Origin of the sequence: Pediococcus argentinicus (genome assembly GCF_001437605.1) — a bacterium.
Taxonomy (GTDB): domain Bacteria; phylum Bacillota; class Bacilli; order Lactobacillales; family Lactobacillaceae; genus Pediococcus; species Pediococcus argentinicus.
This window is the reverse complement of sequence record NZ_JQCQ01000018.1, coordinates 1-26,300: the sequence shown is the minus strand read 5'-3', so window position 1 is coordinate 26,300 and position 26,300 is coordinate 1. Positions and strand designations below refer to the sequence as shown.

Annotated in this window: 27 protein-coding genes; 9 read left to right on the top strand and 18 right to left on the bottom strand. The window is 36.9% G+C overall.

What is annotated here, in order from left to right:
* Positions 1–4: 4 nt before the first annotated feature.
* Complete coding sequence (locus IV88_RS05490; protein ID WP_057799581.1) at positions 5–1,240, top strand: multidrug efflux MFS transporter; 1,236 nt, start codon at positions 5–7, stop codon at positions 1,238–1,240.
* A 136-nt stretch (positions 1,241–1,376) separates the two neighbouring features.
* Here IV88_RS05490 and IV88_RS05485 read toward each other — a convergent pair whose 3' ends face one another.
* The 6 genes from IV88_RS05485 to IV88_RS05460 all read right to left on the bottom strand — a co-directional run bounded on the left by IV88_RS05485 (position 1,377) and on the right by IV88_RS05460 (position 7,276).
* A complete protein-coding gene (locus tag IV88_RS05485) occupies positions 1,377–1,625 on the bottom strand; it encodes a type B 50S ribosomal protein L31 (RefSeq protein ID WP_057799579.1) in 249 nt (82 codons plus the stop codon).
* Between the two features lie 97 nt (positions 1,626–1,722).
* Complete coding sequence (rho, locus tag IV88_RS05480) at positions 1,723–3,009, bottom strand: transcription termination factor Rho (RefSeq protein WP_057799577.1); 1,287 nt, start codon at positions 3,007–3,009, stop codon at positions 1,723–1,725.
* Between the two features lie 24 nt (positions 3,010–3,033).
* A complete protein-coding gene (locus tag IV88_RS05475; RefSeq protein ID WP_057799575.1) occupies positions 3,034–4,299 on the bottom strand; it encodes a UDP-N-acetylglucosamine 1-carboxyvinyltransferase in 1,266 nt (421 codons plus the stop codon).
* A 169-nt stretch (positions 4,300–4,468) separates the two neighbouring features.
* Complete coding sequence (locus IV88_RS05470) at positions 4,469–6,070, bottom strand: CTP synthase (RefSeq protein WP_057799573.1); 1,602 nt, start codon at positions 6,068–6,070, stop codon at positions 4,469–4,471.
* A gap of 168 nt (positions 6,071–6,238) precedes the next feature.
* Positions 6,239–6,790 (bottom strand): DNA-directed RNA polymerase subunit delta, encoded by a 552-nt coding sequence (rpoE, locus tag IV88_RS05465; RefSeq protein ID WP_057799571.1) that lies wholly within the window; start codon positions 6,788–6,790, stop codon positions 6,239–6,241.
* Positions 6,791–6,835: 45 nt separating this feature from the next.
* Positions 6,836–7,276 (bottom strand): YwiB family protein, encoded by a 441-nt coding sequence (locus tag IV88_RS05460; RefSeq protein ID WP_057799570.1) that lies wholly within the window; start codon positions 7,274–7,276, stop codon positions 6,836–6,838.
* Positions 7,277–7,411: 135 nt separating this feature from the next.
* Here IV88_RS05460 and IV88_RS05455 point away from each other — a divergent pair, with 135 nt between their 5' ends.
* Both IV88_RS05455 and yidA read left to right on the top strand, forming a co-directional pair.
* Complete coding sequence (locus IV88_RS05455) at positions 7,412–8,770, top strand: HD domain-containing protein (protein WP_057799568.1); 1,359 nt, start codon at positions 7,412–7,414, stop codon at positions 8,768–8,770.
* 10 nt (positions 8,771–8,780) lie between these two features.
* Positions 8,781–9,587 carry a sugar-phosphatase gene (gene yidA / locus IV88_RS05450; protein WP_057799566.1) on the top strand — a complete coding sequence of 269 codons (807 nt, stop codon included), beginning with the start codon at positions 8,781–8,783 and terminating at the stop codon, positions 9,585–9,587.
* Here the strand turns inward: yidA and IV88_RS05445 are convergent.
* From IV88_RS05445 to IV88_RS05435, 3 genes are all read right to left on the bottom strand, one after another.
* A complete protein-coding gene (locus IV88_RS05445; RefSeq protein ID WP_057799564.1) occupies positions 9,584–9,919 on the bottom strand; it encodes a DUF3899 domain-containing protein in 336 nt (111 codons plus the stop codon). The genes yidA and IV88_RS05445 overlap by 4 nt on opposite strands.
* On the bottom strand, positions 9,919–10,758 hold the full coding sequence (locus IV88_RS05440; RefSeq protein ID WP_057799563.1) for a hypothetical protein: 840 nt from the start codon (positions 10,756–10,758) through the stop codon (positions 9,919–9,921). The genes IV88_RS05445 and IV88_RS05440 overlap by 1 nt, the downstream gene beginning before the upstream one ends.
* A 66-nt stretch (positions 10,759–10,824) precedes the next feature.
* Positions 10,825–11,280, bottom strand: a complete 456-nt coding sequence (locus tag IV88_RS05435) for a MerR family transcriptional regulator (protein ID WP_083486850.1) — start codon at positions 11,278–11,280, stop codon at positions 10,825–10,827.
* Between the two features lie 84 nt (positions 11,281–11,364).
* On the opposite strand from IV88_RS05435, the gene IV88_RS05430 reads away from it, so the two are divergent.
* Complete coding sequence (locus IV88_RS05430; protein WP_057799561.1) at positions 11,365–12,102, top strand: SDR family oxidoreductase; 738 nt, start codon at positions 11,365–11,367, stop codon at positions 12,100–12,102.
* A 375-nt stretch (positions 12,103–12,477) separates the two neighbouring features.
* Here IV88_RS05430 and IV88_RS05425 read toward each other — a convergent pair whose 3' ends face one another.
* Positions 12,478–13,050, bottom strand: coding sequence for a MarR family winged helix-turn-helix transcriptional regulator (locus tag IV88_RS05425; RefSeq protein WP_057799559.1), 573 nt, complete (start codon positions 13,048–13,050; stop codon positions 12,478–12,480).
* A 159-nt stretch (positions 13,051–13,209) separates the two neighbouring features.
* Here IV88_RS05425 and IV88_RS05420 point away from each other — a divergent pair, with 159 nt between their 5' ends.
* From IV88_RS05420 to IV88_RS05410, 3 genes are all read left to right on the top strand, one after another.
* The gene (locus IV88_RS05420) at positions 13,210–14,157 is read left to right on the top strand and encodes an ROK family protein (protein ID WP_057799557.1); all 948 of its coding nucleotides are present in this window, start codon (positions 13,210–13,212) and stop codon (positions 14,155–14,157) included.
* A gap of 146 nt (positions 14,158–14,303) precedes the next feature.
* Positions 14,304–14,741, top strand: coding sequence for a MarR family winged helix-turn-helix transcriptional regulator (locus IV88_RS05415; protein ID WP_057799555.1), 438 nt, complete (start codon positions 14,304–14,306; stop codon positions 14,739–14,741).
* A gap of 27 nt (positions 14,742–14,768) precedes the next feature.
* Entirely contained in the window at positions 14,769–16,529 is a 1,761-nt protein-coding gene (locus tag IV88_RS05410; protein ID WP_057799553.1) for an ABC transporter ATP-binding protein, read from the top strand.
* 47 nt (positions 16,530–16,576) lie between these two features.
* On the opposite strand, the gene IV88_RS05405 is transcribed toward IV88_RS05410, so the two are convergent.
* From IV88_RS05405 to IV88_RS05395, 3 genes are all read right to left on the bottom strand, one after another.
* Positions 16,577–17,110, bottom strand: coding sequence for a hypothetical protein (locus IV88_RS05405; RefSeq protein ID WP_057799551.1), 534 nt, complete (start codon positions 17,108–17,110; stop codon positions 16,577–16,579).
* A gap of 94 nt (positions 17,111–17,204) precedes the next feature.
* Positions 17,205–17,738, bottom strand: coding sequence for a hypothetical protein (locus IV88_RS05400; protein WP_057799549.1), 534 nt, complete (start codon positions 17,736–17,738; stop codon positions 17,205–17,207).
* A 64-nt stretch (positions 17,739–17,802) separates the two neighbouring features.
* Positions 17,803–19,143 carry an MATE family efflux transporter gene (locus IV88_RS05395; RefSeq protein WP_057799547.1) on the bottom strand — a complete coding sequence of 447 codons (1,341 nt, stop codon included), beginning with the start codon at positions 19,141–19,143 and terminating at the stop codon, positions 17,803–17,805.
* Positions 19,144–19,246: 103 nt separating this feature from the next.
* Between IV88_RS05395 and IV88_RS05390 the strand changes: the two genes are divergently transcribed.
* Positions 19,247–19,489 carry a hypothetical protein gene (locus tag IV88_RS05390; protein WP_057799544.1) on the top strand — a complete coding sequence of 81 codons (243 nt, stop codon included), beginning with the start codon at positions 19,247–19,249 and terminating at the stop codon, positions 19,487–19,489.
* On the opposite strand, the gene IV88_RS05385 is transcribed toward IV88_RS05390, so the two are convergent.
* The 3 genes from IV88_RS05385 to IV88_RS05375 form a co-directional block, all read right to left on the bottom strand.
* The gene (locus IV88_RS05385) at positions 19,484–20,122 is read right to left on the bottom strand and encodes an HAD family hydrolase (protein WP_057799543.1); all 639 of its coding nucleotides are present in this window, start codon (positions 20,120–20,122) and stop codon (positions 19,484–19,486) included. The genes IV88_RS05390 and IV88_RS05385 overlap by 6 nt on opposite strands.
* Before the next feature lie 179 nt (positions 20,123–20,301).
* Positions 20,302–20,526: a hypothetical protein gene (locus tag IV88_RS05380; RefSeq protein ID WP_057799541.1), complete on the bottom strand. Its 225-nt coding sequence runs from the start codon at positions 20,524–20,526 to the stop codon at positions 20,302–20,304.
* Positions 20,527–20,722: 196 nt separating this feature from the next.
* Positions 20,723–22,360 carry a peptide ABC transporter substrate-binding protein gene (locus tag IV88_RS05375; RefSeq protein ID WP_057799539.1) on the bottom strand — a complete coding sequence of 546 codons (1,638 nt, stop codon included), beginning with the start codon at positions 22,358–22,360 and terminating at the stop codon, positions 20,723–20,725.
* A 402-nt stretch (positions 22,361–22,762) separates the two neighbouring features.
* On the opposite strand from IV88_RS05375, the gene IV88_RS05370 reads away from it, so the two are divergent.
* A complete protein-coding gene (locus IV88_RS05370; protein WP_057799537.1) occupies positions 22,763–24,625 on the top strand; it encodes an FAD/NAD(P)-binding protein in 1,863 nt (620 codons plus the stop codon).
* A gap of 272 nt (positions 24,626–24,897) precedes the next feature.
* Here the strand turns inward: IV88_RS05370 and IV88_RS05365 are convergent, their stop codons facing one another.
* Together IV88_RS05365 and IV88_RS05360 are read right to left on the bottom strand one after the other, a co-directional pair.
* Entirely contained in the window at positions 24,898–25,728 is an 831-nt protein-coding gene (locus tag IV88_RS05365) for a YitT family protein (RefSeq protein WP_057799535.1), read from the bottom strand.
* A gap of 155 nt (positions 25,729–25,883) precedes the next feature.
* The gene (locus tag IV88_RS05360) at positions 25,884–26,204 is read right to left on the bottom strand and encodes a hypothetical protein (protein ID WP_057799533.1); all 321 of its coding nucleotides are present in this window, start codon (positions 26,202–26,204) and stop codon (positions 25,884–25,886) included.
* Positions 26,205–26,300: the final 96 nt, after the last annotated feature.

The following is a 26,300-nucleotide window of genomic DNA, read 5'->3' as shown; positions in this document are numbered from 1 at the left end:
CGTCATGTTTAATCATGTCAAAAATAGACTCTTTCGGAAACGAGCTCCGTGGGAACAAAATCTGTTTGTACTTTGGTTTGGAACCTTCATTGCCGGAACGGCTTTCAGTGAGATTATGCCGTTTCTATCCCTTTATGTCAACACATTAGGCAACTTCACCAAGCCCCAATTAGCGCTCTATAGTGGAATCACATTTTCCGCCACGTATTTGATCACAGCAATCGCTTCACCTATGTGGGGCCGACTAGCCGATCGACGTGGACGTAAGATTATGATTCTTAGAGCGTCACTTGGAATGGCAATTGTGTTGGGTGCCATGGGATTTGTACAAAATGTTTGGCAATTAATTGCACTACGACTTCTACAAGGAGTTTTCTCTGGCTACATTAGTAACGCTAATGCACTGATAGCAACCGAGACCCCCAAGGAACATAGTGGTCAAGCACTTGGATTTCTATCAACCGGTTACGTTTCTGGAAACTTAATTGGTCCCCTACTCGGTGGGATCATGGCTTCAATCTTTTCATATCGCATCACATTTTTAATTACTGGTGTACTATTGTTAATCGTTTTTGCATTAAGTTGGATCTTCGTTCACGAACACTTCCAACCAGTTGCAACAGCTAAAGCTATTTCAACTAAACAAGTGATTGCTAAGCTTGATAATCCTAAAATGGTGGTTGGAATGTTTGTGACAACGATGATTATCCAGGCTTCAAATAACTCGATTGCTCCGATTATTAGTTTGTATGTTCGAGAGCTAATGCACGGTGGTGCGGGAGTTACGATTGCTGCTGGGATTGTTGCTTCAATTCCTGGTATTGCCAATCTTTTCTCGGCACCACGTTTAGGTGAGTTGGGAGATCGCATTGGAACTGAGAAAATTTTATCGATTGCATTTATCTTCGCAATCTTTATGTACATTCCAATGGCTTTTGTACCATCGGTATTTCTACTTGCAGTATTTAGATTCTTTGTCGGAATTTCAGATGGTGCCATGTTACCAGCGGTCCAAAGTATTTTGGCCAAACGCTCACCAGCGGAAGTTACCGGACGAGTATTTAGTTGGAATCAGTCATTCCAAGCTATCGGTAGTATGGTTGGCCCATTGATTGGATCGATTGTATCCGGAATCTTCGACTACAATATGGTTTTTATCGCTACTTCAGTATTAGTTCTAATCAACTTCCTATACTTCCAGTGGCTTCGTAAGAGTTCTAATAAAACACAGAACGCCTAGAACATTTCGTTCTAAGCGTTTTTGTGTGTAAAAAACTGTGATACTTTATGCTATGCTCAAAATCAAACCGTCTTAATTTCCACTCTGCGTTTTTTGGTACAAAAAAACCAGAACAATAAGTTCTGGTTTGAAAATATTAGTCTTTGAGACCGTACTTTTTGTTGAATCGAGCAACAGTACCATCGGCTTGTTGGAACTTCTGACGTCCTGTGTAGAAAGGATGTGAATCAGATGTAATTTCAACACGGATCAATGGGTATTCGTTACCGTCTTCCCATGTAACTGTTTCTGCAGAGTTCACTGTTGAACCTGACAAAAACTTGAAACCAGTTGATGAATCTTGAAATACAACTGGATGATATTCTGGATGAATTCCTTGTTTCATAATTAATCGCTCCTTTGCCATGAATCATTCGCTGAATCATAGTTATTATAAATCAACGCTTGCAATCATATCATAGAATATCAATGTTGACAACATTCTATTTTGATCTATTTGATCGACTACCGAACTTCAAAGAGCCCAGTTCTTTAACAAATTCAGCGTTATTCTTAGTGTTTTTAAGTAAGTTAAGTAATTGTTCAGTATATTCTAATGAGTCTCCGCGCATTGATCGACGAATATCCCATAATTGAGTGAGCGTCTTCTGCTCAACCAATAATTCTTCTTTACGCGTACTTGATTGACGAACATCCAAAGCTGGAAATACACGTCGTTCAGCAAGTTCACGTGATAAGGTCAATTCTGAATTACCAGTTCCCTTAAATTCTTCGTAAATCACATCGTCCATTCGACTACCAGTATCAACTAAGGCTGTTCCCAAAATTGTTAAAGAACCGCCTTCTTCAATGTTACGTGCTGCTCCAAAGAATTTCTTAGGCCGATAAAAGGCTGCAGGATCAATCCCACCAGAAAGTGTTCGACCACTCGGTGGAATTACCAAGTTATAAGCTCGTGTTAAACGTGTAATCGAATCTAGTAATACGACAACATCTTGTTTATCTTCAACCAAACGCAATGCCCGTTCCAAAACTAATTCAGAAACACGAATGTGATTCTTTGGCTCTTGATCAAAGGTCGAATAAACAACTTCACCATCAATAGAACGTTCCAAATCAGTTACTTCTTCAGGACGTTCATCAATCAATAACACGATTAATTTTACATCTGGATAGTTAGTTGTAATTCCATTAGCAATCGTCTTTAGAAGTGTTGTCTTACCTGCCTTAGGAGGTGCAACAATTAAAGATCTTTGACCAAAACCAAGTGGTGCAAATAAATCCACCATTCTAGTAGCGATTGTTTTAGCATTTGTTTCCAACTCAATCTGCTTATTCGGATAAATAGGCGTAAGTGCTGGAAAATGTGGTCGTTCCTTAGCTTCTTCAGGATTCTTACCATTAACACCCGTCACACGCATCAATCCATAGTACCGTTCATTAGGTTTTGGATGACGTGCTTCACCCGCAACTAGATCACCATTACGCAATCCAAAGCGAGTAATCTGAGAAGCTGAAATGTAAATATCTTCCTGTGAAGGACCATAGTTAATCGGACGTAAAAAACCAAAGCCTTCGTTTGGAATAATGTCCAATACGCCTTCCATTTGAACGAACGACTGTTTTTTTGCCTGAGCACGCAAAACAGCCAGTGACAATTCTTTCTTGTTCATCTGGCTGTAATAGGAAATTTTATATTCACGAGCAAGCTCGTAGATTTCTTTTAATGTCATGCTTTGCAAGTCGTTCATTGTTAAAAAATCATTCATGAATCTAACCTCGCAAACTTTTAATTAATCTTGTGGAACAATCGAAACATCAGCACCTAATTTCGTTAATTTCTTAACTAAATTGTCATAGCCACGTAGAATATTATCTGCTTCTGTAATAACTGTTGTTCCTTCGGCCATGAAACCAGCAATCATCAAGCAGGCTCCTGCTCGAATCTCACCAGCCTCAACCTCAGCACCAACAAGTTTATCAGTATGGTTAACGTAGATAACGCCATTTTCAGTAGCGATATCAGCTCCCATTTTTTTAAGCTCCAGAACATGCTTAATTCGCTCTGGATAAATATGGTCGTTAATTATGCTTTGCCCATTAGCTTTTAATAGCGTTGGTGTGATTGGTTGTTGCAAATCAGTTGCAAATCCAGGGAATGGGCTTGTATTAACTTCAATTGCTTGTAAATCATGAGTTGATGGAACAAATACTTTATCTTCATCAACTTCCAGTGGAACACCTAGTTCAACCATCTTAGAAGTAAATGATTCTAAATGTTCAGGAATAATATTATTGATTGTAATCCCATCACCAACGGTTGTAGCTAGAGATAAATATGTTCCAGCTTCAATGCGGTCTGGGATAATCGTATGAGTAGTCGTCGACTTCAGTTCACTAACACCCTCAATGCGAATTACATCAGTTCCGGCTCCACGAACCTTAGCACCCATGTTATTTAAGAACGTTGCTAAATCAATAATTTCAGGTTCGCGTGCAGCATTTTCAATTGTTGTAACACCTTGAGCTTTAACTGCTGCTAAGATGACGTTGATAGTAGCTCCAACTGAAACCACGTCTAAAAAGATGTGTGCTCCATGAAGACCACGATCTTTAGCAGAAATATAAACAGTATCATCGCTTTCACTAACTGTGGCTCCAAGGGCCTTAAAACCCTTAATATGTTGGTCGATTGGTCGAGGGCCAATGTTATCTCCACCAGGGAATGTAACTGTGGCACGATTAAACTTACCCAACAATGAACCCATAAAGTAGTATGAAGCACGAAGACTCTTAATGGCCTTACTTGGCAAAGGACTTTCAACGATTTGAGTTGGGTCGATTTCCATAACACCATCTTTAAACGTTGAATGTACGTTCATTGATTCTAAAATCACCATTAAATTGTGAACATCTAGAATATCGGGAACGGAATCAAAACGCACCGGAGTGTCTGCTAGAATAGCTGCTGGAATTAATGCAACAGTACTATTCTTAGCTCCCCCAATGGTGACTTCGCCGGAAAGTCGCTGGCCGCCCTTGATAATCATTTTTTTCATAAAGCTTTCCTCACAAACTAAATGACACTTAGTTTTTAAATATCTTTCTATCTTTTACAGTCATTATCAATCATAAATAATATGATATAAAAAAACAACCATATAACTCATATAAAAACACCTTTTCCTGCTAAAAGTGGCAAAAAGAAGGTGTTTTAACTAAAAGTTATTATTTTTGATTAGCTGCTTCGATAAATGCTTTGAATAATCCTTCTGGTCGTTGAGGACGTGATAAGAACTCTGGATGGTATTGAGCTGCCACGAAGAATTTCTTATCAGGAATTTCAACAACTTCAACTAAACGATTATCAGGAGATGTACCTGCAAATACTAAGCCCTTAGCTTCCATCTCAGCACGATATTCATTGTTAAATTCAAAACGGTGACGATGACGTTCTTGAATTAATTCTTGATTGTCATAAGCTTTTGCTGCAACTGAGCCTTCTTTTAACTTGCAAGGGTAAAGGCCTAAACGTTGTGTTCCACCCATATCTTCAACATCTTCTTGATCTGACATCAAATCAATAATGTTATGTTTTGTATCTGGAACCATTTCAGTTGAGTTAGCATCTTTATATCCAAGGACGTGGCGTGCAAATTCAACACTAGCCATTTGCATTCCTAAGCAGATACCAAGGAATGGTACGTCATTTTCACGAGCATATTGAATAGCAGTAATCATACCTTCGATACCACGATCACCAAACCCACCAGGAACAATCACACCATCAGCATCTGCCAAGATTTCCTTAACATTTTCAGGTGTAATATTTTCTGAATCAACTTTAGTAATCTTAATATCAGCATTTACTGGGTATCCAGCATGCTTAAGCGCTTCAGAAACAGAAATATATGCATCTTGCAATGCAACATATTTACCAACCAATGAAATATTGATTGTGTGATCCAGACGGTTCTTAACATGATCAACTAGGTCTTTCCATGAAGCCATATCAGCTTCAGGAGCATCTACACCAAGATGTTTCAAGACGATGTCATCCATGTCTTGTTTTTGTAAGTTCAGTGGAATTTCATATAAGCTATCCACATCAAGTGATTCAATAACTGCTTCTGGTTCAACATCACAGAATGATGCAATCTTGTTACGCATACCTTCACTGATTGATTGTTCTGTTCTAAGGACTAAAACATTAGGTTGAATTCCTAAACCACGGAGTTCTTTAACACTGTGTTGTGTTGGTTTAGTCTTCATTTCACCAGCAGCACGAAGATATGGAACTAATGTTGTATGAATATAAATTACGTTATCAGAACCAACTTCACTCTTCATTTGACGAATTGCTTCAAGGAATGGAAGTGATTCGATATCACCAACCGTACCACCGATTTCAGTGATAACAATATCTGAATCCGTAACTTTACCTGCGCGCATAATTTTTTCTTTGATAGCATCCGTAATATGTGGAATAACTTGCACGGTAGCACCAAGATAGTCGCCATGGCGTTCCTTACGTAATACTTCAGAATAGATTTTTCCGGTTGTTACATTTGAGTACTTGTTAAGGTTGATATCAATAAAACGTTCATAATGGCCGAGATCCAAGTCAGTTTCAGTACCATCATCGGTTACAAAAACTTCACCATGTTGATATGGACTCATGGTTCCTGGATCCACGTTAATATATGGATCAAATTTTTGAATCGTAACTTTTAACCCACGATTCTTAAGTAAGCGTCCAAGGGAAGCTGCTACGATTCCCTTACCAAGTGATGAAACAACTCCACCAGTAACAAAAATATATTTGGTCATTATAGTTCTCCTTTTCAAATGCAGTGTAATCGGGAAACAAATAAAAATACCCCCTATTCAAATTGAATAGGGGATATATACCGTTCGATTGTCTGATAAACCGAAGTTCACCAGCGCCCAGAAAATATATTACAGGGCACCCACAAATAAGTCAAGTCTTACGAACGATTAATCTTCATCGTCATCATCGTCATTTAATTCTGAAAGTTGACCTTCAATACCATCAGGTAGGTCTTCTTTGTCGTCTGATTCAGCTAAATCATCAAAATCATCACTGTCATCATCGTCGTCAGCATCATCAGAGTCGATTACGTCATCGTCATCCTCAGGATCATCAGAGTCGTAATCAATTACGTCGTCATCATCTGCCGCATCAGCAAGGAAAGCGTTAACCTTCTTATGCTTTTTACGTGCTGGATGTTCTTCATCTTCGTCTTCTGTGTGGATAATAGCTTCATCAATGGAATCAAATGGATACCAAGTTCTTAGGCCCCAAGTGTTATCACCCAATGAAATAAAGCTTCCGTCCACGTTTAGATCAGTATAGAACTGAGATAAGCGATTACGAAATTCTTCGTCGGTTTTTTCTAGATAGTTTTGTACTTCATTAGCTAGATCAACAAATGCCATGGGTTCACCATGCTTTGCGAGGATTGCATGTGCTACCTCAATTAAAGAAAGTTCTGTTTTATCTTGGCCATCAAATTTTTTTAATTCCAAACTGTTGCACGTCCTTTCCACAGTCTACACACCATAATACTATAATTACGCGGTAAATTGCAATCGTATTTTATAGTTTCCTAGTAATTGTTCACCAGCAAAAAGTTGATAGTTAATGTTGACCATCCCTGCAAATGGGCGATCTCTTAATCTAACATCTAACATTGGAGTAACAGTCTCAACAGGAAACATTCCGTAAGGTGTTCGATAACGAGCTTCAATGCGTTTGCCATCAGCAAATCGCAATTTTACTTTAGCATCCCCATCACGAGTTAATTGAACATTGCCATTGCCTTCAATTTTTAAAGTAACTGGAATTGATTTTTGACTCTCTTCGTCTACTTCTTGGTATCTAAGATAAATCGATTCACCCATTTTAAATAGTTGTCCAGGTTCATCAAATACCAAGTGGGTTTGTTCTCCTTCTTGATCGATAAATGTTTCTAAATGAATCTCTACCGGAACTCCGGTTTGTAAATCTGCCATTAAGTTCACCTTCTGAAATATATTATTTAAAACAAAGTATAACGCTAAGAGGAAATAATGCGAACTGATTGCCTCCACGCATAAATTACGCAAAACTTGTATAATAGTAGAAAAGTGCGGAAAGAAGGAAGATCAATGCAAGAAATTCTCCATAACGAAAAACTTCCAATGGAAAAAGTATTCCGCGATCCCGTCCACGATTATATTTATGTGCAGGACCGGGTAATCTTGGATTTAATCAACACTAAAGAGTTTCAACGATTGCGTCGAATTCACCAATTAGGTACAACTTCACTTGTCTTTCATGGGGCTGAACATACTCGTTTTTCTCATTCATTAGGATGTTACGAGGTTGCTCGTCGTATCACCGAAAGCTTCGAACGCAAGTACCCATCCAAAGAAGCTGGTGACGGACTATGGGACGACAATGAACGTTTAGTCACACTTTGTGCCGCTCTACTTCACGATATTGGTCACGGTGCGTATTCACATACATTTGAACATATTTTTAATACTGACCATGAAAAAATAACTACTGAAATCATTACAGATTCTTCTACCGAAGTTAACCAGGTTTTAAGTCAAGTTTCGCCTAGCTTTCCTTACCAAGTGGCTTCTGTAATCAGTCATGATTATCCTAATCCACAAGTAGTTCAACTCATTTCAAGTCAGATTGATGCTGACCGAATGGATTATCTACTTCGGGATTCATATTACACGGGTACCAACTACGGAACATTTGATCTAACTCGTATCTTGCGAGTTATGCGTCCCTATAAAGATGGCATCGCATTTCAGATCAGTGGTATCCATGCTGTGGAAGATTTTATTGTTAGTCGTTTCCAAATGTACCTGCAAGTTTACTTTCATTCCGTTTCAAGGTCAATGGAAGTAATCTTAACTAATTTATTACGTCGAGCTAACGAACTCTATCAATCAGAGCGTTCGGGCGAAAGCGTCAATCGCGGGTTTCAACCACACTATTTGTTACCGTTCTTTAATGATAAGTTTACGTTAGATGACTATCTAAAATTAGATGATGGAGTATTAAATACATACTTTGCTCAGTGGGAAGACGATTCAGATCCAATTTTAAGTGATCTAGCTCATCGTTTCCTAAATCGTAAGCCATTTAAATCAGCACGTTATGAAGAAGAATCCAAAGACCTATTGCCTCAACTACGTGACTTAGTCAAAGAAGCTGGGTTCGATCCAACCTACTATACAGCTACGAACAATAGTTATGATTTGCCTTACGATGCTTACGATCCAACATCTAAGAAACCACGTACTCAAATCGAACTCATGCAAGCTGATGGTAGTTTAGTTGAGTTATCAACCGTCAGTGCCTTAGTTCAAGCAATTTCTGGTAAGGTCTCTGGTGATGAACGCTTCTTCTTCCCAAAGGAAATGCTGGTTAATAGTGAAGAAAGTATCTTCGGGCCAACTTATGAACAGTTCCAAGCACACATCAAAAATAATCAATTAATTTAAGGAGTAACTTATGTCTATCAAAATTGTTGCCATTGATATGGATGGCACCCTCTTAAATGATCAAAGCAAAATTTCAGAGGACAACTTAAAAGCCCTCAACGCTGCTTCTGCAAAAGGTGTCAAAATCGTTTTATGTACCGGACGCCCATTAATTGGTGTCACACCCTACTTAAAACAGATTAATTTCAAAAATCCTGACGAATATGCCATCACATACAATGGTGCTTTCGCTCAAAATCTAAATGGCGATGTATTAATCAACCATACCTTAACTTTCGATGACTACTTAGCTGCTGAAAAGTTAAGCCATGAATTAGGAACTCATTTACACGTTGATGGTCGTAATCATATTTACACTGCTAATAAGAATATCAGCCCTTACACAATCGGTGAAAGCTTCTTAGTCCAAATGCCAATTCGTTATCGTGCTGTCGAAGAAATGAATCCTAAGCTAGAAATCCCTAAGGTTATGTTCATTGATCATCCTGACATTTTGGAGAAAGCTAAGCCAACTATTTTGGAACACTTTGGCGAAAACTACAGTATCGTTCAAAGCGAACCTTTCTTCATTGAAATGATGCATAAAAACGTCAGCAAGGGAAATGCTGTTAAAGAACTTGTAGAACATTTAGGGCTATCACAGGAAAATGTCTTAACACTTGGTGATCAAGGAAACGATCTTTCGATGATTGAATACGCTGGTACCGGTGTAGCAATGGAAAATGCTATACCAGCAGTCAAAAAAATAGCCCAGCACGTAACCGCCTCTAACAATGAGAGTGGTGTGGCTAGAGCTATTGAAAAATTTGTACTTTAGAATAATGAAACCAGGACGCTAACAGCAATTAGCCAAGCGCCTATTATCAATGTTAAACGAGCTGTCGGGCGAAACCTGATTGGCTCGTTTTTTGTACTGGCAACTTTGTGAACATCAAGTTTTTCATCATGTTCTACCGGACTCTTACGTTTAAAAACACCCAATAGCAATTTACTATCATACAGCATCACTCCAACTCCCACTAAGAGCGTCAAAATACCGATAATGAAGAATATGTTACTGATAAGTATGTTTTTAAAAATTAGTTCTGCAATGATTCCTAAAACTGTCACACCAAGGACAATTGCAATTAGTTTGTTTTGTCGTGTCATTATTTACCAAAGGCTCCTGTCGTTGGATTCATTTTTTGTGCCGTGTTGGTCTTACTATTAAATCGATATAGTCCTACTAAATCACCATTAATATTCTTAGGGTTATTTTCTCTGATTTCAATCTGGTATAAATCAGTACCAGTTTTAGAAATATTAAACTGATCCTGTTGATTGTTTGGTAAGCCAACCGAATTTTTGAATTGATCCAGCACTGTATTAATTTCATTATTGTTTAAACTCGATGTGTCTTTCACTTCTGAACTGGACTCTTTAGCTTCTGAGCTTTGACTTGATTCTGTTTCAGAATTAGATTTTTTAGCGTCTACCGTATCATCTGAAGGCTTGCTAGCTATCTGGTTTGCCTCATTTTGAATATTCGTAATAATGTGATTTACAACTGGTAAATTATTAATTTGTCGCAACGTTTCTTGAGCAGATTTTTGATTACCATTTTCAACTTCACTCTTTAGCGTTGTTAAAAGTTGTTGTGCCTGTTCATCCGTATTTATTTCAGATCCCAATTGGTCAAGTTCACTAGCATTTGTAGTTGTTTGTTTAACCTGGCTTAGTAAATTTCTAGCCGTAGCAACGTCATCATTACCAAGTGCTGTACGAACATCAGCAACCGTTGGATTTTGAACATTCTTATGTTGTTTAGTCTTTTTATTTAGATTAGTACCTTTTTTATCCGAACTTTTTGAATTTGAAATACTAGAAGTTGTTGTTTTAGAGTTCGAACTGGAATTTGAATGTGATAGTCCTGAACATCCAACCAATGTAAAAGTAAGCATTGTTAGTAACACTGTACTAATACTCCATTTGAATATCTTCGAGTACATTAATAATTCCTCCCATGTGGTAGAGATTATTATAACACGGATTATCTCACACTCTGTATAAGGTGTTTAATCCTCATTATTCTTCAACTCTGCTTCATAGCGTTTGCGTTCGTTAGGATCCACTTCACGTGTGCCTGGTAAAAAGTGAATATCTTCAGTACCAGCGTCCAAGGCTGTTTTGTAATACCATTTTTTCCATCTTAAGAATGCTAAGTTTTCTTGTAGATTCTTAATTTCATCTTCCAACTTAGCTTCATGTTCTGCTAAGAATTCAAAACGGTCATTTAATGTATCGTCGCCTTCCATACACCAATCAATAAAAGTTCCAATTTCTTTAACAGGAATCCCAGACTGTTTCATACATTTAATAACTTCAATAAAATTCATATCATTTTCTTTAAAAACTCGTCGACCTGCTTTGTCACGATCAACAAAGGGCATCAAACCCTCTTTATCATAGTATCGGATGGCATCTACTGAGACATCCATTTCGCGAGCAATATCACCAATTTTATAAATCATAAACTTTTTTCTCCTTTTCGCTTGACCTCGAGTTAACTTCAGGTTGTATAGTATCCATATTAACTTAGAAAGAGGTATTTGCAAATGACAAATAATAAACCACTAGTAGTAATTACCGGAGCAAGTTCAGGATTTGGTGCCGAAATGGCCAAACTATTCAATGCTGATGGCTTCCCAATGTTGTTATTAGGACGTCGAGTAGAAAAAATCGAAGCATTACCACTTAACTTCGACAACGTTATGATTGAAAAAGCTGACGTTACTGACAAAGATGAATTTGAAGCAGCAATCCATAAAGCTGAAAAAGTATATGGTAAAACTGATTTACTAATCAATAATGCTGGATTGATGCTATTAGGTAATGTTTGGAAACAAGATCCTAAAGAATGGCAAACAATGTTAGACACTAACGTAATGGGTGTATTGAACGGAACTCAAATCGTCTTGAACGATATGATGGAACGCGAACACGGAACTATTATTAATATGTCTTCATTAGCTGGTAAAAAGACATTCGTTAACCATGCAGCTTATGTTGCATCTAAATTCGGTGTCCACGGCTTAAGTGAAACAATTCGCCAAGAAGTTTCAGACAAAAACGTCCGTGTTGCAATGGTAGCCCCAGGTGCAGCAGAAACTGAATTACTAACACACGTAACTGACGATAGTGCCCTTTCCGACTACGAAAGCTGGAAACAAACGATGGGTGGCATCACATTAGATCCAAAGCACGTTGCCCAATCAGTTAAATTCATCTATGACATGCCACAAGAAGTAAACATTCGCGAAATCGACATTGCGGCAACAAGGCAGGATGCATAGGGAAGTGTGGAAATAGCCGGGTTGCAATCGAGTAATAGCATAGGAACGGGTAATATCGCTTTTGGATATTATTCGTTTCGTAGCTATACGGAGATTGCAGGCTATTGGAGCACGTTATGACCGGAAGTGTGGAAGAAGTCGGGTGACATCGAGTATNAGCATAGCAATGTTTAATATCCGCACTTAGGATATTGAACGTTGTGTAGCTAAACGGAGAAGTCAGTCTTGGGGAGCACGTTATGACTGGTAACATACTTCTATCTATAAAAAAGCAAACACAAAAAACCGTTAGGAAAATCTTCCTAACGGTTTTACTGTCTTTTATTAAACTATATCCGGGGCTAACTATCTAGTTACACGGTCCCCGCCTAAAACTTACATTCTAAAGAAACGGTCACGACTACCATTATCGCCACCAAAGCCCCAGCCACGAGGTCCATGAAAATGTTTTTTCATTTCTTCAGAAGCTTTCATACGTTTATTAAACATATCAAAGTCACTTTGGCTGTCATCCTTTAGATTACTCAATACTTTGTTAGTTAATTCAAGAAATTGGTCTTTTTCATCATCAGATAATCCTTCAAAGAGTTCACCAAATGGATTTTCTGCATCATGATTTTTTTCTTCACGATCTTCAAATACTGCCCGACCCTTGTCGGTCAAGGTAACATTTGTTACTCGACGATCATTTTCGTCAGTTGTCCGTTCTACTAACTCATTTTTCTCAAGTTTGCGAATCATTTCAGAAACAGATGATGGGCGAATATCTAAGATTTCAGCTAATTCAGATTGAGTAACACTCTTATGGTCATAAATAACCTTCAATACACGTTGCTTGCCGTAGCCACCATGACCATGTTGACTGAATTGTTGCATTGGCATTCTACGAGCATGTTTTAAAATTGAAACCATATTAAAAAATAACTTTGCTTCTTTACTTTCATCCATAATTATTATCTCCTTTAAGCAAATCACTAAGGTACCTTACCTTGTCTAATATTATATAGGTACCTAATAAAAAGTCAAGTGATAAACTTATTTTAATAGTTTTATGAAATCGCTACCAAAATGACGTATAATTATCACAAAGAAGATTGAACGGAGAGGATGATTATCTTGGCTAAAAAAGATTATCTCAGTATTGATATCGGTGGTACATTCACTAAATATGCACTAATTGATCACAGTGGAAATTTGAAAGTAAAATCTAAATTTGCAACACCCAATTCAGATGTACAAGAATTTCTAAAAGCGATCTACCAAGTAATTGACGACAACATTGATTCGATTCGTGGGATTGCCTTTAGTATTCCTGGTCGAATAGATAAAGATGATCAGACCATTTACTTTGGCGGCGCCCTTCCAATGCTACATGGGCTCAGCTTAGGTAGAATTATTCAAAGCAAGTACAATTTACCTGTCAGCATGGAAAACGACGGAAAGTGTGCCGCACTAGCTGAACTATGGCTCGGTAATTTACAAGGAGTAGAAAATGGAGCTGCTTTAGTCCTTGGTACCGCTGTTGGCGGTGGCATTATTCTAAAGGGCAAACTCTGGAGTGGAACTCATTTTCAAGGCGGAGAACTCAGTTTCATGTTAACCCAAGTTGATAATCGTTCTGACGCAGAAAACAACATCATGTTAAACGCTGGATCAGCCGTTAAGATGGTTAATACAATTGGTGATAAGCTAGAACTTTCCGACCCAACTGACGGGTTACGTGTCTTCAAAGCGATTGAAAATGATGATCCAATTGCCCGTCCAATTTTTGAAGAATACTGTCGCAGAATTGCTTACATTATTACTAATACCCAAGCCGTTTTAGACTTAACCAACTACGTTATTGGTGGTGGCATTAGCAATGAATCAATTTTAGTTCCTGAAATCAATCATCAGATTCAAATCATTCGTGACGAAAATCCACTCCTACGGGACACTTTACAAAAACCAACCGTAGAAACCGCCAAGTTTAAGAACGATGCTAATTTATTTGGTGCTCTTTATAGCCTTCTTGTTGATTTAGACGATACACATTCTGTATCCGTTGAACTTTAATATTTAAACTACTATCTAGAACCAGATTAATGATTTGGTTCTTTTTTATTGTGGTACCTAATAGTTTGACTTTATTAATAAATGGTTTTACAATATTGCACATAAAGTTAGTTAACTAACTAATTACTTTTAAAAGAGGCAAAATAATGACTTCAAAAAATAATGAACTATCAACTGAACTATATGAATCTCTAGCACGACTATCACATTGTCTACATCATTTTTCACACCAAACCTCAAGATCCAGTGGTTTCCCACAAGAAAAGCGACGGGACTTAAGATTCATAGCAGCCAACCCTGGTTTATCGCAAAAAGAACTAGCTAACAAATTAGCAATTAAACCCGCTTCAGCAACGGTCAAAATCCAGAAAATGGTAACGGAAGGATTAATTTCAAAAAGAAAAGATTCAAAAGATGCACGCGTTACAAATCTATATCTTACTGAAGATGGACAAGTACTTTTGAGTCAACTAAATCGCGAAGCTCAACCAAACTTTGCTGAGTTATTTTCCAACCTAAGTGAATCCGAACAATCAACGATGCTCGAGCTATCACAAAAAATCAATCAAAAATTCCATTCATAAATTTAACCTAGAAAGAAGGCATCACTTATGGAGCAAAGTGTTTCAATCGGAAGTATGTTCAAATACGTATTCCGAACTGTTTTAAATAAACGTTGGCTACTCGTAATCAACGTTCTAGCATTACTCGTCATTACTGGTTTGCAATTTATAATGCCACAGTTCACTCAATTTATTATTGATAGAATCATCCCGGATAAAAATATTAACCACTTAATTATCTCGGTAGTATTGATGCTGGTCACTGCATTTTTACTAGGATTGTTTAACTACTTTTCGACTTATTATATGGGTGTAATGAGTCAAAACTCTGTTACCACATTGCGTGAGGATTTATTTAAACACATTCTAAAAATGGACTCAGCCTATTTTGAATCCAGCAAAACCGGTGACTTAATGGTTCGTTTAACCAATGATATTAACAACCTGCAAAGTTTAATTTCAGCAAATATGCTATCCATCATAGGTAACATGTTCACCTTTGTCGGTGTATTAGTATTTATCACAATCGTTAACTGGAAAATGGCTCTAGCAGTTAGTGTTACTTTCCCAATTATGTTTTTAATTTATCGTGTTTTCCGAACTCGAATTCGGACTGCATTTAGAAATGCTCGTGCTTCACAAGCCCAGATGTCCAATCAAATGCAAAACACATTAACTCAAATTCAATTAATTAAGAGTTTCACCAATGAGCAAAAAGAATCAGAAAACTTCAATCAAAAAGCTGAACAAAACCGTGACTACATGATTCAAGCTACTCAGAATCAAGCCCTCTTTTCTCCCTTAATTGATTTTGTGAACTACTTTGGAACAGCCATTATTTTACTTTTAGGATCATACTTTGTTATTAAGGGTCAATTACTCGTTGGACAAATGGTTGCCTACATTAGTTATGTAGCAATGCTTCAGAGTCCAATCCGATCATTTACCCAGCTACTTAATCAGGTTCAACAGTCACTCATTTCATACGGACGGATCGTTGAAATCATTGGCGTAGAACCCGAAATTGTAGACGCACCGAATGCCAAACCATTTCCACAACTGGAGAATCAAGTGAGCCTAGAAGATGTTTCATTCACATATTCTTCTGATATGTTAGATAAAAAGAAAGTTGAATCAGCTTTAAAGCATGTTTCATTTGATATTCCATATGGGAAAACCACTGCTTTAGTTGGTCATTCTGGTTCTGGTAAAACTACCATCACGAAACTAATGTCGCGTTTCTACGACTTAGATTCAGGTGATATCAAGTTCGATGATATTTCGATCAAAGATATTCAACTTCATTCTCTTCGCAGTAATATCGCGATTGTATCGCAGGATGTTGAAATTATTGATGGCACTATTCGTGATAACATTCGTTACGGTGCTGAAACTGCAGATGATGAACGAATTATGGAAGTTGCAAAGATGGCTAATATTGATGAGTACATCCAAAGCTTGCCAAAACAATTAGATACTCAAGTTGGTGAACGCGGAATCAAGCTCTCCGGTGGTCAAAAACAACGTATCTCAATTGCTCGTGCCTTATTAAAAGATGCTCAAATCGTAATCTTAGACGAAGCAACTGCAGCTTTAGATAATGAATCTGAAAAATCCATTCAGCACGCCTTAGATAAATTATTAATTGAACGTACTTCACTGGTAATTGCACATCGTCTATCAACCATCCACAACGCTGATAATATCGTTGTAATGGACGACGGACAGGTTGTCGAGAGTGGTACTCATGATCAGTTAATTAAAGCCAATGGTGCTTACCGCAAACTATACGATGCACAATTTGAATAGCAAAAAGGGGAATGACCAAATCAAATCGGTCATTCCCCTTTTTAGTTTTATAGTTTAATTTCTTGGAAGTTAGCGTCTTTGTAAGCTAAGAATGCTAAACGAATCATTGCAATATTGATTTTATTTTCAGCTTCAGAATCCAAACTTAGATATTTACTTACGTAAGTATCAAGCTTTTGGAAAGCTTCACAATGTTCAATATCTTCATCAGTTGCATCCTTGAACTTGTCGTACAAGACTTTAATATCGTCGTGTTCCATTGCGTCAGGGAAGTCAATTTCTTCACCAGGACCGTCATAGAAATCTACTAAGTCGGCGTCTGTATTAACTTCAAAATAGAACTCGCTTAGAGCAGATCTAAATAAGAAATATCCCATGCCAGTATGATTGTCGGTATTGATAATAATTGCATCAGAATCACTGATTTTAATAAATACATAATAGTCATGACGGTTTTCTTTATCTGTCACGTACTCAACGCCGTTCATACCTTCAATTTTTTTAATTGAGCTACTGTCATTAACTTTGATAGTCTTGTTTGTAGCTACAACTTTTTCTAAACAATCATACTTAAAAATCATGATTTCCTCCAGAAATACCCCTACATATATTATGAAAACATAAGCAATTATACTCTGCCAATTTAAAAAATCAACACTAATAAATCGGTGACCTCTAAACCGTTGGAATCGGCTTGGTTTGGTCATCATAAACACTCATCGCAAACCGAATTAATTTCAAACTAATCTGCGTTTCAACTTCATCTTGATAATCAAAATAATCGCTGATGTAATGTTTGACCATTTGATAGATCTTGCTGGTTAATAATTGTTCGTCTGACTCTTTTAAATACTCTCTAGTTGTAACACCTAATTGCTGTTCCGTAAAGATATCCAAAAAATTGGTCTCACTGCCAGCACTCGTATCGATATCTAAAATATTTTTATCAGTATTAATATCAATATAAAAATCCGATAAGGGACTTTCATAAACGGTCAATCCGTCAGCAAACTCTCCGTCACTATAGAAAGTGATTCCGTGATCTTCATCAATTTCAAAGAATCCATAATAGTCCCTTGAATTCCGAGCAACTGAAACGTAACAGACACCGTTAAAATCATCTGTTTTTCTAATATAGCTTTGATCATTTAACTGCAAAGTTTTATTCTTATCAACGATTTTTTGAAGTGTTTCATATCTAATAATCATTTCAATCCCCCGTTCCTAATACCTTTATTATAAGGGAGTCCAACTCTACACTAAAACTTTCTGCTTATTCAGTAGCGTCTTTCTTAATGGCTCGGACAGTTTGAAGATACGACCAGACTAATACTAAATTAGAGCCAATCCATGCTAACGGATTAGCGAAACATGCTCCTAAGAAGCCAAACATTGGAACAATTGCAATCCCCACAACCACTCGCGAAATCAATTCGGCAATTCCAGCCATTGTTGGTGCCATACTCTTGCCAAATCCTTGAAGAGTATAACGAATAACAAATAGCATTGCTAATAAGAAATAACTTGAACTGACAATGATAAAGTATTGATGCGCCAAATTAGTAATATGCTGTTCTGAGTTACCTATAAATAAGTTAACCAAAAATCGACTATTTAGCACAATCAGTACACCTACAATCACACTATACGAAATGGAAGTTGTTAAACACTGACGAATTCCTTTTAAAATTCGATTATAGTACTTAGCACCATAGTTTTGCGCAGTGAAAGTGGCCATCGTGATTCCCATCGACATCATTGGTTGAACTGCAATTTGATCAACTTTTCCAGCAGCTGTATAAGCAGCAATTGATTGAGGTCCTAATTCATTCAAAGAAACCTGTAAAATAATAGATCCAATCGCAATAATTGAGGCTTGGAATCCCATTGGAAGACCAATTTTAATTTGTTCCTGAATTTCAGCCATTGATGTATGCATATCGCTCCAACTGAGAGACAAGTATCGAACAGAACGCTTGATATACCACCAACATAGTAAACATGAAAATAACTGAGCAGCAACTGTTGCAACACCCGCTCCGGCGATTCCCATATGAAATTGAATGATTAATAGTAAATCTAAAACCACATTGATCACACAGGCAATGGCCAAGAATACTAGTGGTGCGCGACTATTACCTAGTGATCGCAGCATATTAGAAAACAAGTTAAAGAACATTGTTGCGCCGAGTCCGGCAAAGATGATGGTTAGAAACGTTTCAGCTCCACTTAACAAACTGGAAGGTGTTTGCATCAGAACTAAAAGTGGTCTCGTTAACGCAACACTTAAAATAGTCAGAATTACCGTTGTGATTAAACAAATAATAATACTAGTTGCAAAACTCTCTTTAACTTTACGAACATCCCCCGCCCCGAAATGCTGAGCGGTGATAATCGAAAGACCAGTTGTCATACCTTGTGCAAACCCAATAATCAAAAAGGTTAAACCACCGGTTGCCCCAACCGCGGCTAAGGCCTGAACTCCAACAACCCGTCCAACAATTAGAGTATCTGAAATAGTATAAATTTGCTGAAATATGTTCCCCAATAAAAGTGGAATACTAAAAAGTATAATTCCTTTAATGGGACTACCTTTGGTTAAAATACTATCCATATGATCCTCCTTTGCAATCTTAAAATTTTCTTACTAATTATTTCCAATTTAATTCGTACGCATCTTATATACTTAAATTATTCCTTCAAGAAGAGGTGTACTTATGTTATTAACTGATAAAACTAAAGAATACTTAGAAGTTAAGATTCTCGGCCATCAGGGTAAAAAAATCAAAGCACAGACCTCTGATGGTAACTATATTTTTGTTTATCCAACTGCTAAACAAGAAAACGACCCGATCTTTTGGGAAGTTGTAACTGATATTGCTAAAAACCAAATTTGGCTCCCTGTAACTAGTAAGTTACACCAGTTAGTTCAGTCAGATTGGTTGGTAAGCATTCTATAGTTCAGTAATTGTATTGGCTAATTCAATTGGCTGTTTAAAAACAAATTCAGCTTCTGAAAAGTCATCACTAGGAATTGCACCCCAACCGGCGTTAGCAAAGTCCATGTTAGCTGCATGAGCTGATTTCATATCATATAATGCATCCCCAACATACAAGGTTTGCTCTGAACTAATGCCTTTAAAATATTTATCCAACGCAAACAATAATGGATCTGCGTTTGGTTTATGTTTCTTAGTATCATCTTGGTAAACCACTTTATCAATAATTTTACTAAATGGATAAAATTCACTCTGCTTTTGATAAACGACTTTCATTTTGGACGTTACAATTCCAACTTGGAGGTCGTTTTTTTGAAGCTTTTGAATCATTTCATTTACGCCATTGAACTCTTTCATCAGGTTAGAATTTTCACCAATGCGCTCATTAAAGTTCTTAACCGTTGTAACTGGATCTGGTGCCCCTAAATGTTCTGCCATTTGAACTCCAGGTAATCCTAATAGCTTTCGAATCTGTTGCTTTGTGACAACAATCCCTTCATCTGCTAAAACCATCTGAAGTGTTGCTACACCAGCTGGCGCAGTTTCCATTAAAGTGTTATCCAAATCAAATAAAACTAGTTTATACTTACTCATTTTTACACCACCATTGTTTAATTTCTATTCTCTCACAAAACACTTGTAAGCGTTAAATAAATAACCCGCTAATCGAAGATAACTTCATTAGCGGGTTATTTTTTTAACAATTATTTATTTTGATATACGTCATTTCGTTTGGCCGTTTTCAGTACCAATACATTTAAGAATACTCCTAATTACTCCCCAAAAACTTCATTAATCACTTCATCACGTGATACCAGTTTGTTATTTTGTGCAAAAACTTTCATACCTTCTTCGTAGTCTTTAAAATCATCCACTTTTGACTCAATCACACTACGCATATAATCAGAAGCCGTAACACCATCGTTTCGAGCTAACCTAACTACATCCTTATAGTCTGTTTCTGACATTTTTATTGTTGTAATTATCTCATCTTTCATTTAGTCACCTCCAAAAAAGCATTCGTGATTTATTTTCCGTAGATTAATTATATTAAAAATACACAAATATGTTTATAGTCGACCTAACTATCACACTTTTTTATACAAAAAGCATCCAATCTCTCTGCAAGAAATTGGATGCTTTGATTTCTATTTACCAAATTTCCCAAACAATCTTATCCGATTAACTGAGCAATTATTTTGCCACATACGCATACTTATAACTCCATTGTGTACCAGCAGTATTATGAATAATACCTTTAATTTTTGGATTTTGTAGGTATGAGAACACAGTTTGATACATTGGTGAAACAGCTTGTTCTTTCATTACAACTTGTTCAGCCTTAATCATGTCATTCCAACGCTTCTCAGGATCATTTGCATCTGCACCCTGCGCTTTATTTACAAGTGCATCATAGTCTTTATTGTTCCATTTTCCGTAGTTGTATCCACTATGTGATTGGAGAATTTGTAGATATGAAATTGGATCATTAAAGTCTGCACCCCAGTGACTTACATAAATATCAAAGTCACCCTTTGTGGCTCTAGAATATGCCACTTGTGAAGGAATATTGGTTAAAGTCATCTTCAATCCAGGAAGAATCTTTTCTAACTGAGAACCGTAGAATTGTGAAATTGCTTGGTCGTCGCCTTCATTATCAGAAAGTAATTCTAAGTTTAACTTCTTAACACCTAATTCTTTAAGACCTTTATTCCAGTATTCTTTGGCCTTTGCAGCATCATAATCAACAGTTCCTTTGAGATATGCTTCCTTAGCGAAATCTTGCTTAGTCTTTGGATTGTTAGCAAAGTTGGTTGCTACAAGTCCCTTAGAAGTAGTAGAAGCATCTCCAATTACTTTTCCTAGCAACTGCTTACGATCAACAGCTAATGAAATAGCGTAACGAATATTCTTGTTATTCATGGCGCGACGATTGATGTCGCTCTTAGCCTTCATATTGTACTGTAAGAACATTGTGATTGAATATGGTTGTGTTACATAATCTTTATTATTCTTGTAGTTTTTAACTTGTTGACTCGAAAGTTGTGTCATATCAATTTTCTTTGATTGATATAAGTTCAAACGAGTTTGTGGATTACCATTAACTGAGTAGTTCACTTTATCTAAATGAACCGCCTTCTTATCCCAGTACTCGTTGTTCTTTACAAAGCTCCAGTGGTCACCGGTTCCGTTCCATCCAGTGATCTTGAATGGTCCAGTGTAAACCATATATTGTGACTTAGTAGCATACTTGCTGCCGTACTTATCAACAGCCTTTTTACTGATTGGTGAGAATAGTGGGTAACTCATCAAGACTTTGAAATAAGTCATTGGGCGATCAAGATGGACAACGAAGGTACTCTTGTTTGGTGCTTCAACGCCTAGTTTTTCAGGTTTCATTTTACCAGCGTTAATCTTGTCGGCATTTTTAATTCCTTCAAACAAATAAGCATATTGAGCCTTAGTGCTTGGTGTTAGTGTTCGACGCCATGAGTAAACGAAATCATCAGCCGTAACTTTTGATCCATCACTGAATTTAGCATCTTTACGGATCGTGAAGGTATATGTCATTCCATCCTTTGAAACTTTAGTTTGACTTGCTAAACCTGGTGTAACCTTACCTTTTTCACCTAAGCGGAATAAACTTTCAAAAACATTTCCTGTTTGACCAAAACCATTGGCCTTAGATAAATCAATTGTATCTAGTGGTGCATCAGCTGATAAATTAAGTTCCTGTTTATCCGCATATTTTGCTCCACTATGTGCTCCGCATCCTGCTAAAATTGCTCCAATACCAGTAATTGCAATAATTAGTCCTATCCATTTTTTCATCTTTCTATCTCCTTAGTATTTAAAATTTCGTTTTATGTATCACTTATTCTTTTACAATTACACTCGGATTCCATTTCATCACATCCTTCAAACAAAAAAATCGGTTAACTACACCGCAGTGTAATTAACCGATTCATTGTAGACATTTCAGTCCACTTACCATGATTCGCTGTTATTTACGCCCGCTAAAAATACCCATGTTGTCCAATTGACAGCATGCTTGGCAGTTTTGAGCTGAGGCTTGCGTAAATAACATTCAAATCACTCCGTTTCTTTTAATATGCTAATATCATAACTGATTAACTTATTTTTTGTCAACGCTTAACCCTCTTAATCTTTAAATCTACTTATTAAATATGGTATGATGACCTAAATCAGTAAAGTTAGGAAGCGTATACACATATGGAAATCGCTCTAATTGGCGCAGGCCCTAGAAACCTCATGGCATTAGAACGAGTTATCTCTTGGGCAGCCAAAAATCAGTGGCAAGAGCATCTTTTAATTCATATTTTTGATCCATTTGGAATTGCCGGACGTGTTTGGAATCCAAATCAAAATCATGAATTTAAAATGAATTCACTTGCTGCTAAGATTACTCTTTATACAGATTCTTCAGTTGAAATTAACGGTCCAATCGAAGGCGGCCCTACTCTATTGCAATGGGCACAACAATTTGGCATTCAATTTATTAATAGTGAATCATTCAAAAGATCCAATCTTCTAATTCAAGAGATTGAACAAATGAATCAGGGTTCATACGCTTCACGAGCATTGTTTGGGGTTTATCAACAATGGTTCTACCAAAAACAGTTGTTAAGGTTACCTAGCAATATTACAGTTCAACTACATGAAGAACTTATTACGAACGTCCAGAGAACTGAAGAACAGCATTTTATTGTTATTTCAGAATCAGCTGCTTACGACGTCAATGCTATCTCTGCCGCATTAGGTGAAGGAACTAATCAACCTACCAGCGAACAACGCCAACTAAGTGAATATGCACAAGACAACGATTTAACTTATGTTCCAATCGCATATCCTAGTGAAGTTGATTTAGATGATATTGAGCCACGTGATCACGTTATTATTCGGGGACTCGGACTCAGTTTTATTGACTACCTTTCAGAACTAACTGAGCGTCGTGGCGGTCAATTTATCCGCAATGAGAATGGTGACCTGTCATATAAAAGGTCTGGCGATGAGCCTACTATCTATGCAAGTTCTCGTAAGGGTCTGCCATATCATGCCCGTGGTCGTGATGAAAAATTAGTCGGTGAACTTTATCCTAAACACTTTTTAACTGACCGTTTTGTAAATCAAATGATTGCTGATAAAACTCAGATTTCAGGTGATCAATTTTTACAACTAGTATTCAGTGAAGTTGAATATACTTACTATATCCGCTTAATGGAACCCCGTTTATCAGACGACCAGCTTATTGCATTCAAACAAGAATTACGAGCTAGTTCTAAGGACTTCAAGCCTATTCTAGATAAGTACTCGATTAGCAATGATGAACGACTCGATTGGAAGATATTGGCAAATCCATTGCCAAACGTAAAGGATACTTTAGCATTCACTGATTTTCTCAAGAAGTATCTTCAACAAGATATTGATATGGCCAAAGCTGGTAATAAGACCAATCCATTTACAAGCGCGATGGAAAAATTACGTGAACTTCGAAGCAACATTCGAAAAGTGGTTTCATTCAACTTAATCAGTAACGATGATTACATTCGTATTTTCCTAAATTACTTTAACGCATTGAATAGCTTCTTAGCTGTTGGACCTCCCATTTTCAGAATTGAACAGATTCTAGCCCTGATTAAGTCCTCTGTTCTAACTTTGATTGGTCCTGATATGATTATTGAAACTGAAAATGGTCACTTCACAACTTATTCGAAGAGACTAAACGACGTACGATACGAAGCAAATGTTTTAATTGAGGGAAGATTACCTTCACCAAATGCTAGTCATACCCGTAATAAATTAGTTAAGAACATTGTCAGTTCTGGACTAGGTCGTCCTTATTCATTGATCTTAGCAAACGGTGAACAATACACCACTGGAGCTTTAGATGTAACCGTTGATACAGCTGAATTAATTGATAAGCAAGGTATTCCAGTTTCTAACTTCTTTGTTTGGGGATTATCAACTGAACAACGCCATTGGTTAACCAATGGTGCTCCAATTCCTGGAGTTAACGATGTACGTTTAAGAATGGCTGATAAAATTGCGGAATTGATTGATGGAATAATTGAATAGATACTATAAAAGCAGCCCTTCATGGACTGCTTTTTTGTGTTTAATTTCGTATTATTCTGAAACATACGCCTAAAAAATTATGGAAGAAAGTTTCAAAGTCCGAAACTTTCCTACTCGGCTCAAACCGCCTCGGTCGTCACACTCTTATTCTGAAACGTGTTCCTCAAATCTGATTTCTCCGCTTTGCTACGAAAGTGAATCATTCCCAAAAGCGGAATAATCCCCTTCCTATGCAATGCTCAAAATCACCCAATTTGTTACACACTCTTATTCTAGAAATCTCCACCATGAACCTCTGCAACGTTATTTACTAAAATAAATGCTTGGCGATCCAAAGCTCTAATATTATTAATCAAATTTTGATATTCAGAGTTTTCAACTACAATCATTAACATTTCTTGATTATTGCCTGAGAAGCCACCACGAACATCGATGGCCGTGTAACTACGATCCAGTGAATCGCCAACAACTTGCTGCATCTCTTCCAATTTATCACTGATAACATAAATAGTTTTCTTACGATCCAAACCTGTCTCAATATAATTCATAACTAGTACCGTGATTACTGAAGAAAAGATGGCTAAGATAAATGCTTCAATACCTGATGAGAAAAGATTTAGAAAACAAACAAATCCGTCAATTACTAGAAGGCTAATAGCGGGTTTAAAGTTAAAGAACTTTTTCAAAATTAGTGGTGGTACCGTTGTTCCTCCACTTGATGCGTCAATTTGATAAAGTAATGCCACGCCTATTGCATATAATGCTCCACCAACAATGACAGCCAAGGTTCTATCATGCACTAAACTAATATTAGGTGTAATTGCCATACATACTGGTAGTAATAGACTTCCAAACGTTATCCGAGCTGTAGTTTGTTTACCCAATGTAAAATAAGATAGAATCAACATTCCAATATTAATTATAAAAACTACAAGTGCTCTATTCCAACTAAAGAAATCATCCAAAACAATCGCTAATCCTGTTGCTCCACCAGCAGCAACGTTATGTGGCGCGTAAAACATATTGATACTGACTGCGATTATTTCCAATGCAACGATAATCAATATTCCCTGTGTAATGGCATTAAATGTTCTTTTTTTCATTCGACCTCCGTATTGTGTTCTTAGATACTTATATTTTCCCATAGATATTATTTCAAAGTACAGTGATATACATTTTCTTATCGTTAAATTAATATAAAGGTTATTGACGTGTACAAAAAAAGTCGTTACCAATATTTGGTAACAACTTTTATCAATTAGTGTCGAGTCACAATTTCCACAATATTCTTCTTCGTAGCAATATTAATTGTAACGACTGGTTCCGTTAGAATTTTTTCGTACTCTGCCAAAACATCTTCAGGTAACGGAGTATTAATGGCAAGCATGAGAAGAACATCATCAATTGTAGTATCTTGATCGAGGTTCATAAAAATATTGATTTTTTCTAAAACGTCACGATTGAGTTCCGTCAAAATGGCGTTTGGTTTGCCACTCTCATCGGTAATAACAATCCCATGACTGTTCAAAGTTTTATGATTAATTTTGATAATCTTAATAACATCAAAAACCGTTAGCATATTTTTCACCCACTCAATATTCTTTATGATTAATATACTCTTTTTACACTAAAAAATAAAAACAAAAGATAGGTCGCGTTTCTTTGTTGTGGGTAG

Bases quoted from the DNA above. Each gene is read 5' to 3' on its own strand.
- IV88_RS05485 (WP_057799579.1), bottom strand. From the start codon at position 1,625: ATGAAACAAGGAATTCATCCAGAATATCATCCAGTTGTATTTCAAGAT.
- IV88_RS05405 (WP_057799551.1), bottom strand. From the start codon at position 17,110: ATGATTTTTAAGTATGATTGTTTAGAAAAAGTTGTAGCTACAAACAAG.
- IV88_RS05430 (WP_057799561.1), top strand. From the start codon at position 11,365: ATGACAAATAATAAACCACTAGTAGTAATTACCGGAGCAAGTTCAGGA.
- IV88_RS05360 (WP_057799533.1), bottom strand. From the start codon at position 26,204: ATGCTAACGGTTTTTGATGTTATTAAGATTATCAAAATTAATCATAAA.
- IV88_RS05420 (WP_057799557.1), top strand. From the start codon at position 13,210: ATGATTATCTTGGCTAAAAAAGATTATCTCAGTATTGATATCGGTGGT.
- IV88_RS05375 (WP_057799539.1), bottom strand. From the start codon at position 22,360: ATGAAAAAATGGATAGGACTAATTATTGCAATTACTGGTATTGGAGCA.
- IV88_RS05490 (WP_057799581.1), top strand. From the start codon at position 5: ATGTTTAATCATGTCAAAAATAGACTCTTTCGGAAACGAGCTCCGTGG.
- IV88_RS05365 (WP_057799535.1), bottom strand. From the start codon at position 25,728: ATGAAAAAAAGAACATTTAATGCCATTACACAGGGAATATTGATTATC.
- IV88_RS05440 (WP_057799563.1), bottom strand. From the start codon at position 10,758: ATGTACTCGAAGATATTCAAATGGAGTATTAGTACAGTGTTACTAACA.
- IV88_RS05385 (WP_057799543.1), bottom strand. From the start codon at position 20,122: ATGAGTAAGTATAAACTAGTTTTATTTGATTTGGATAACACTTTAATG.
- yidA (WP_057799566.1), top strand. From the start codon at position 8,781: ATGTCTATCAAAATTGTTGCCATTGATATGGATGGCACCCTCTTAAAT.
- IV88_RS05425 (WP_057799559.1), bottom strand. From the start codon at position 13,050: ATGGATGAAAGTAAAGAAGCAAAGTTATTTTTTAATATGGTTTCAATT.
- IV88_RS05410 (WP_057799553.1), top strand. From the start codon at position 14,769: ATGGAGCAAAGTGTTTCAATCGGAAGTATGTTCAAATACGTATTCCGA.
- IV88_RS05475 (WP_057799575.1), bottom strand. From the start codon at position 4,299: ATGAAAAAAATGATTATCAAGGGCGGCCAGCGACTTTCCGGCGAAGTC.
- IV88_RS05415 (WP_057799555.1), top strand. From the start codon at position 14,304: ATGACTTCAAAAAATAATGAACTATCAACTGAACTATATGAATCTCTA.
- IV88_RS05390 (WP_057799544.1), top strand. From the start codon at position 19,247: ATGTTATTAACTGATAAAACTAAAGAATACTTAGAAGTTAAGATTCTC.
- IV88_RS05370 (WP_057799537.1), top strand. From the start codon at position 22,763: ATGGAAATCGCTCTAATTGGCGCAGGCCCTAGAAACCTCATGGCATTA.
- IV88_RS05380 (WP_057799541.1), bottom strand. From the start codon at position 20,526: ATGAAAGATGAGATAATTACAACAATAAAAATGTCAGAAACAGACTAT.
- IV88_RS05435 (WP_083486850.1), bottom strand. From the start codon at position 11,280: ATGATTTATAAAATTGGTGATATTGCTCGCGAAATGGATGTCTCAGTA.
- IV88_RS05400 (WP_057799549.1), bottom strand. From the start codon at position 17,738: ATGATTATTAGATATGAAACACTTCAAAAAATCGTTGATAAGAATAAA.
- IV88_RS05460 (WP_057799570.1), bottom strand. From the start codon at position 7,276: ATGGCAGATTTACAAACCGGAGTTCCGGTAGAGATTCATTTAGAAACA.
- IV88_RS05470 (WP_057799573.1), bottom strand. From the start codon at position 6,070: ATGACCAAATATATTTTTGTTACTGGTGGAGTTGTTTCATCACTTGGT.
- IV88_RS05445 (WP_057799564.1), bottom strand. From the start codon at position 9,919: ATGACACGACAAAACAAACTAATTGCAATTGTCCTTGGTGTGACAGTT.
- IV88_RS05455 (WP_057799568.1), top strand. From the start codon at position 7,412: ATGCAAGAAATTCTCCATAACGAAAAACTTCCAATGGAAAAAGTATTC.
- IV88_RS05395 (WP_057799547.1), bottom strand. From the start codon at position 19,143: ATGGATAGTATTTTAACCAAAGGTAGTCCCATTAAAGGAATTATACTT.
- rho (WP_057799577.1), bottom strand. From the start codon at position 3,009: ATGAATGATTTTTTAACAATGAACGACTTGCAAAGCATGACATTAAAA.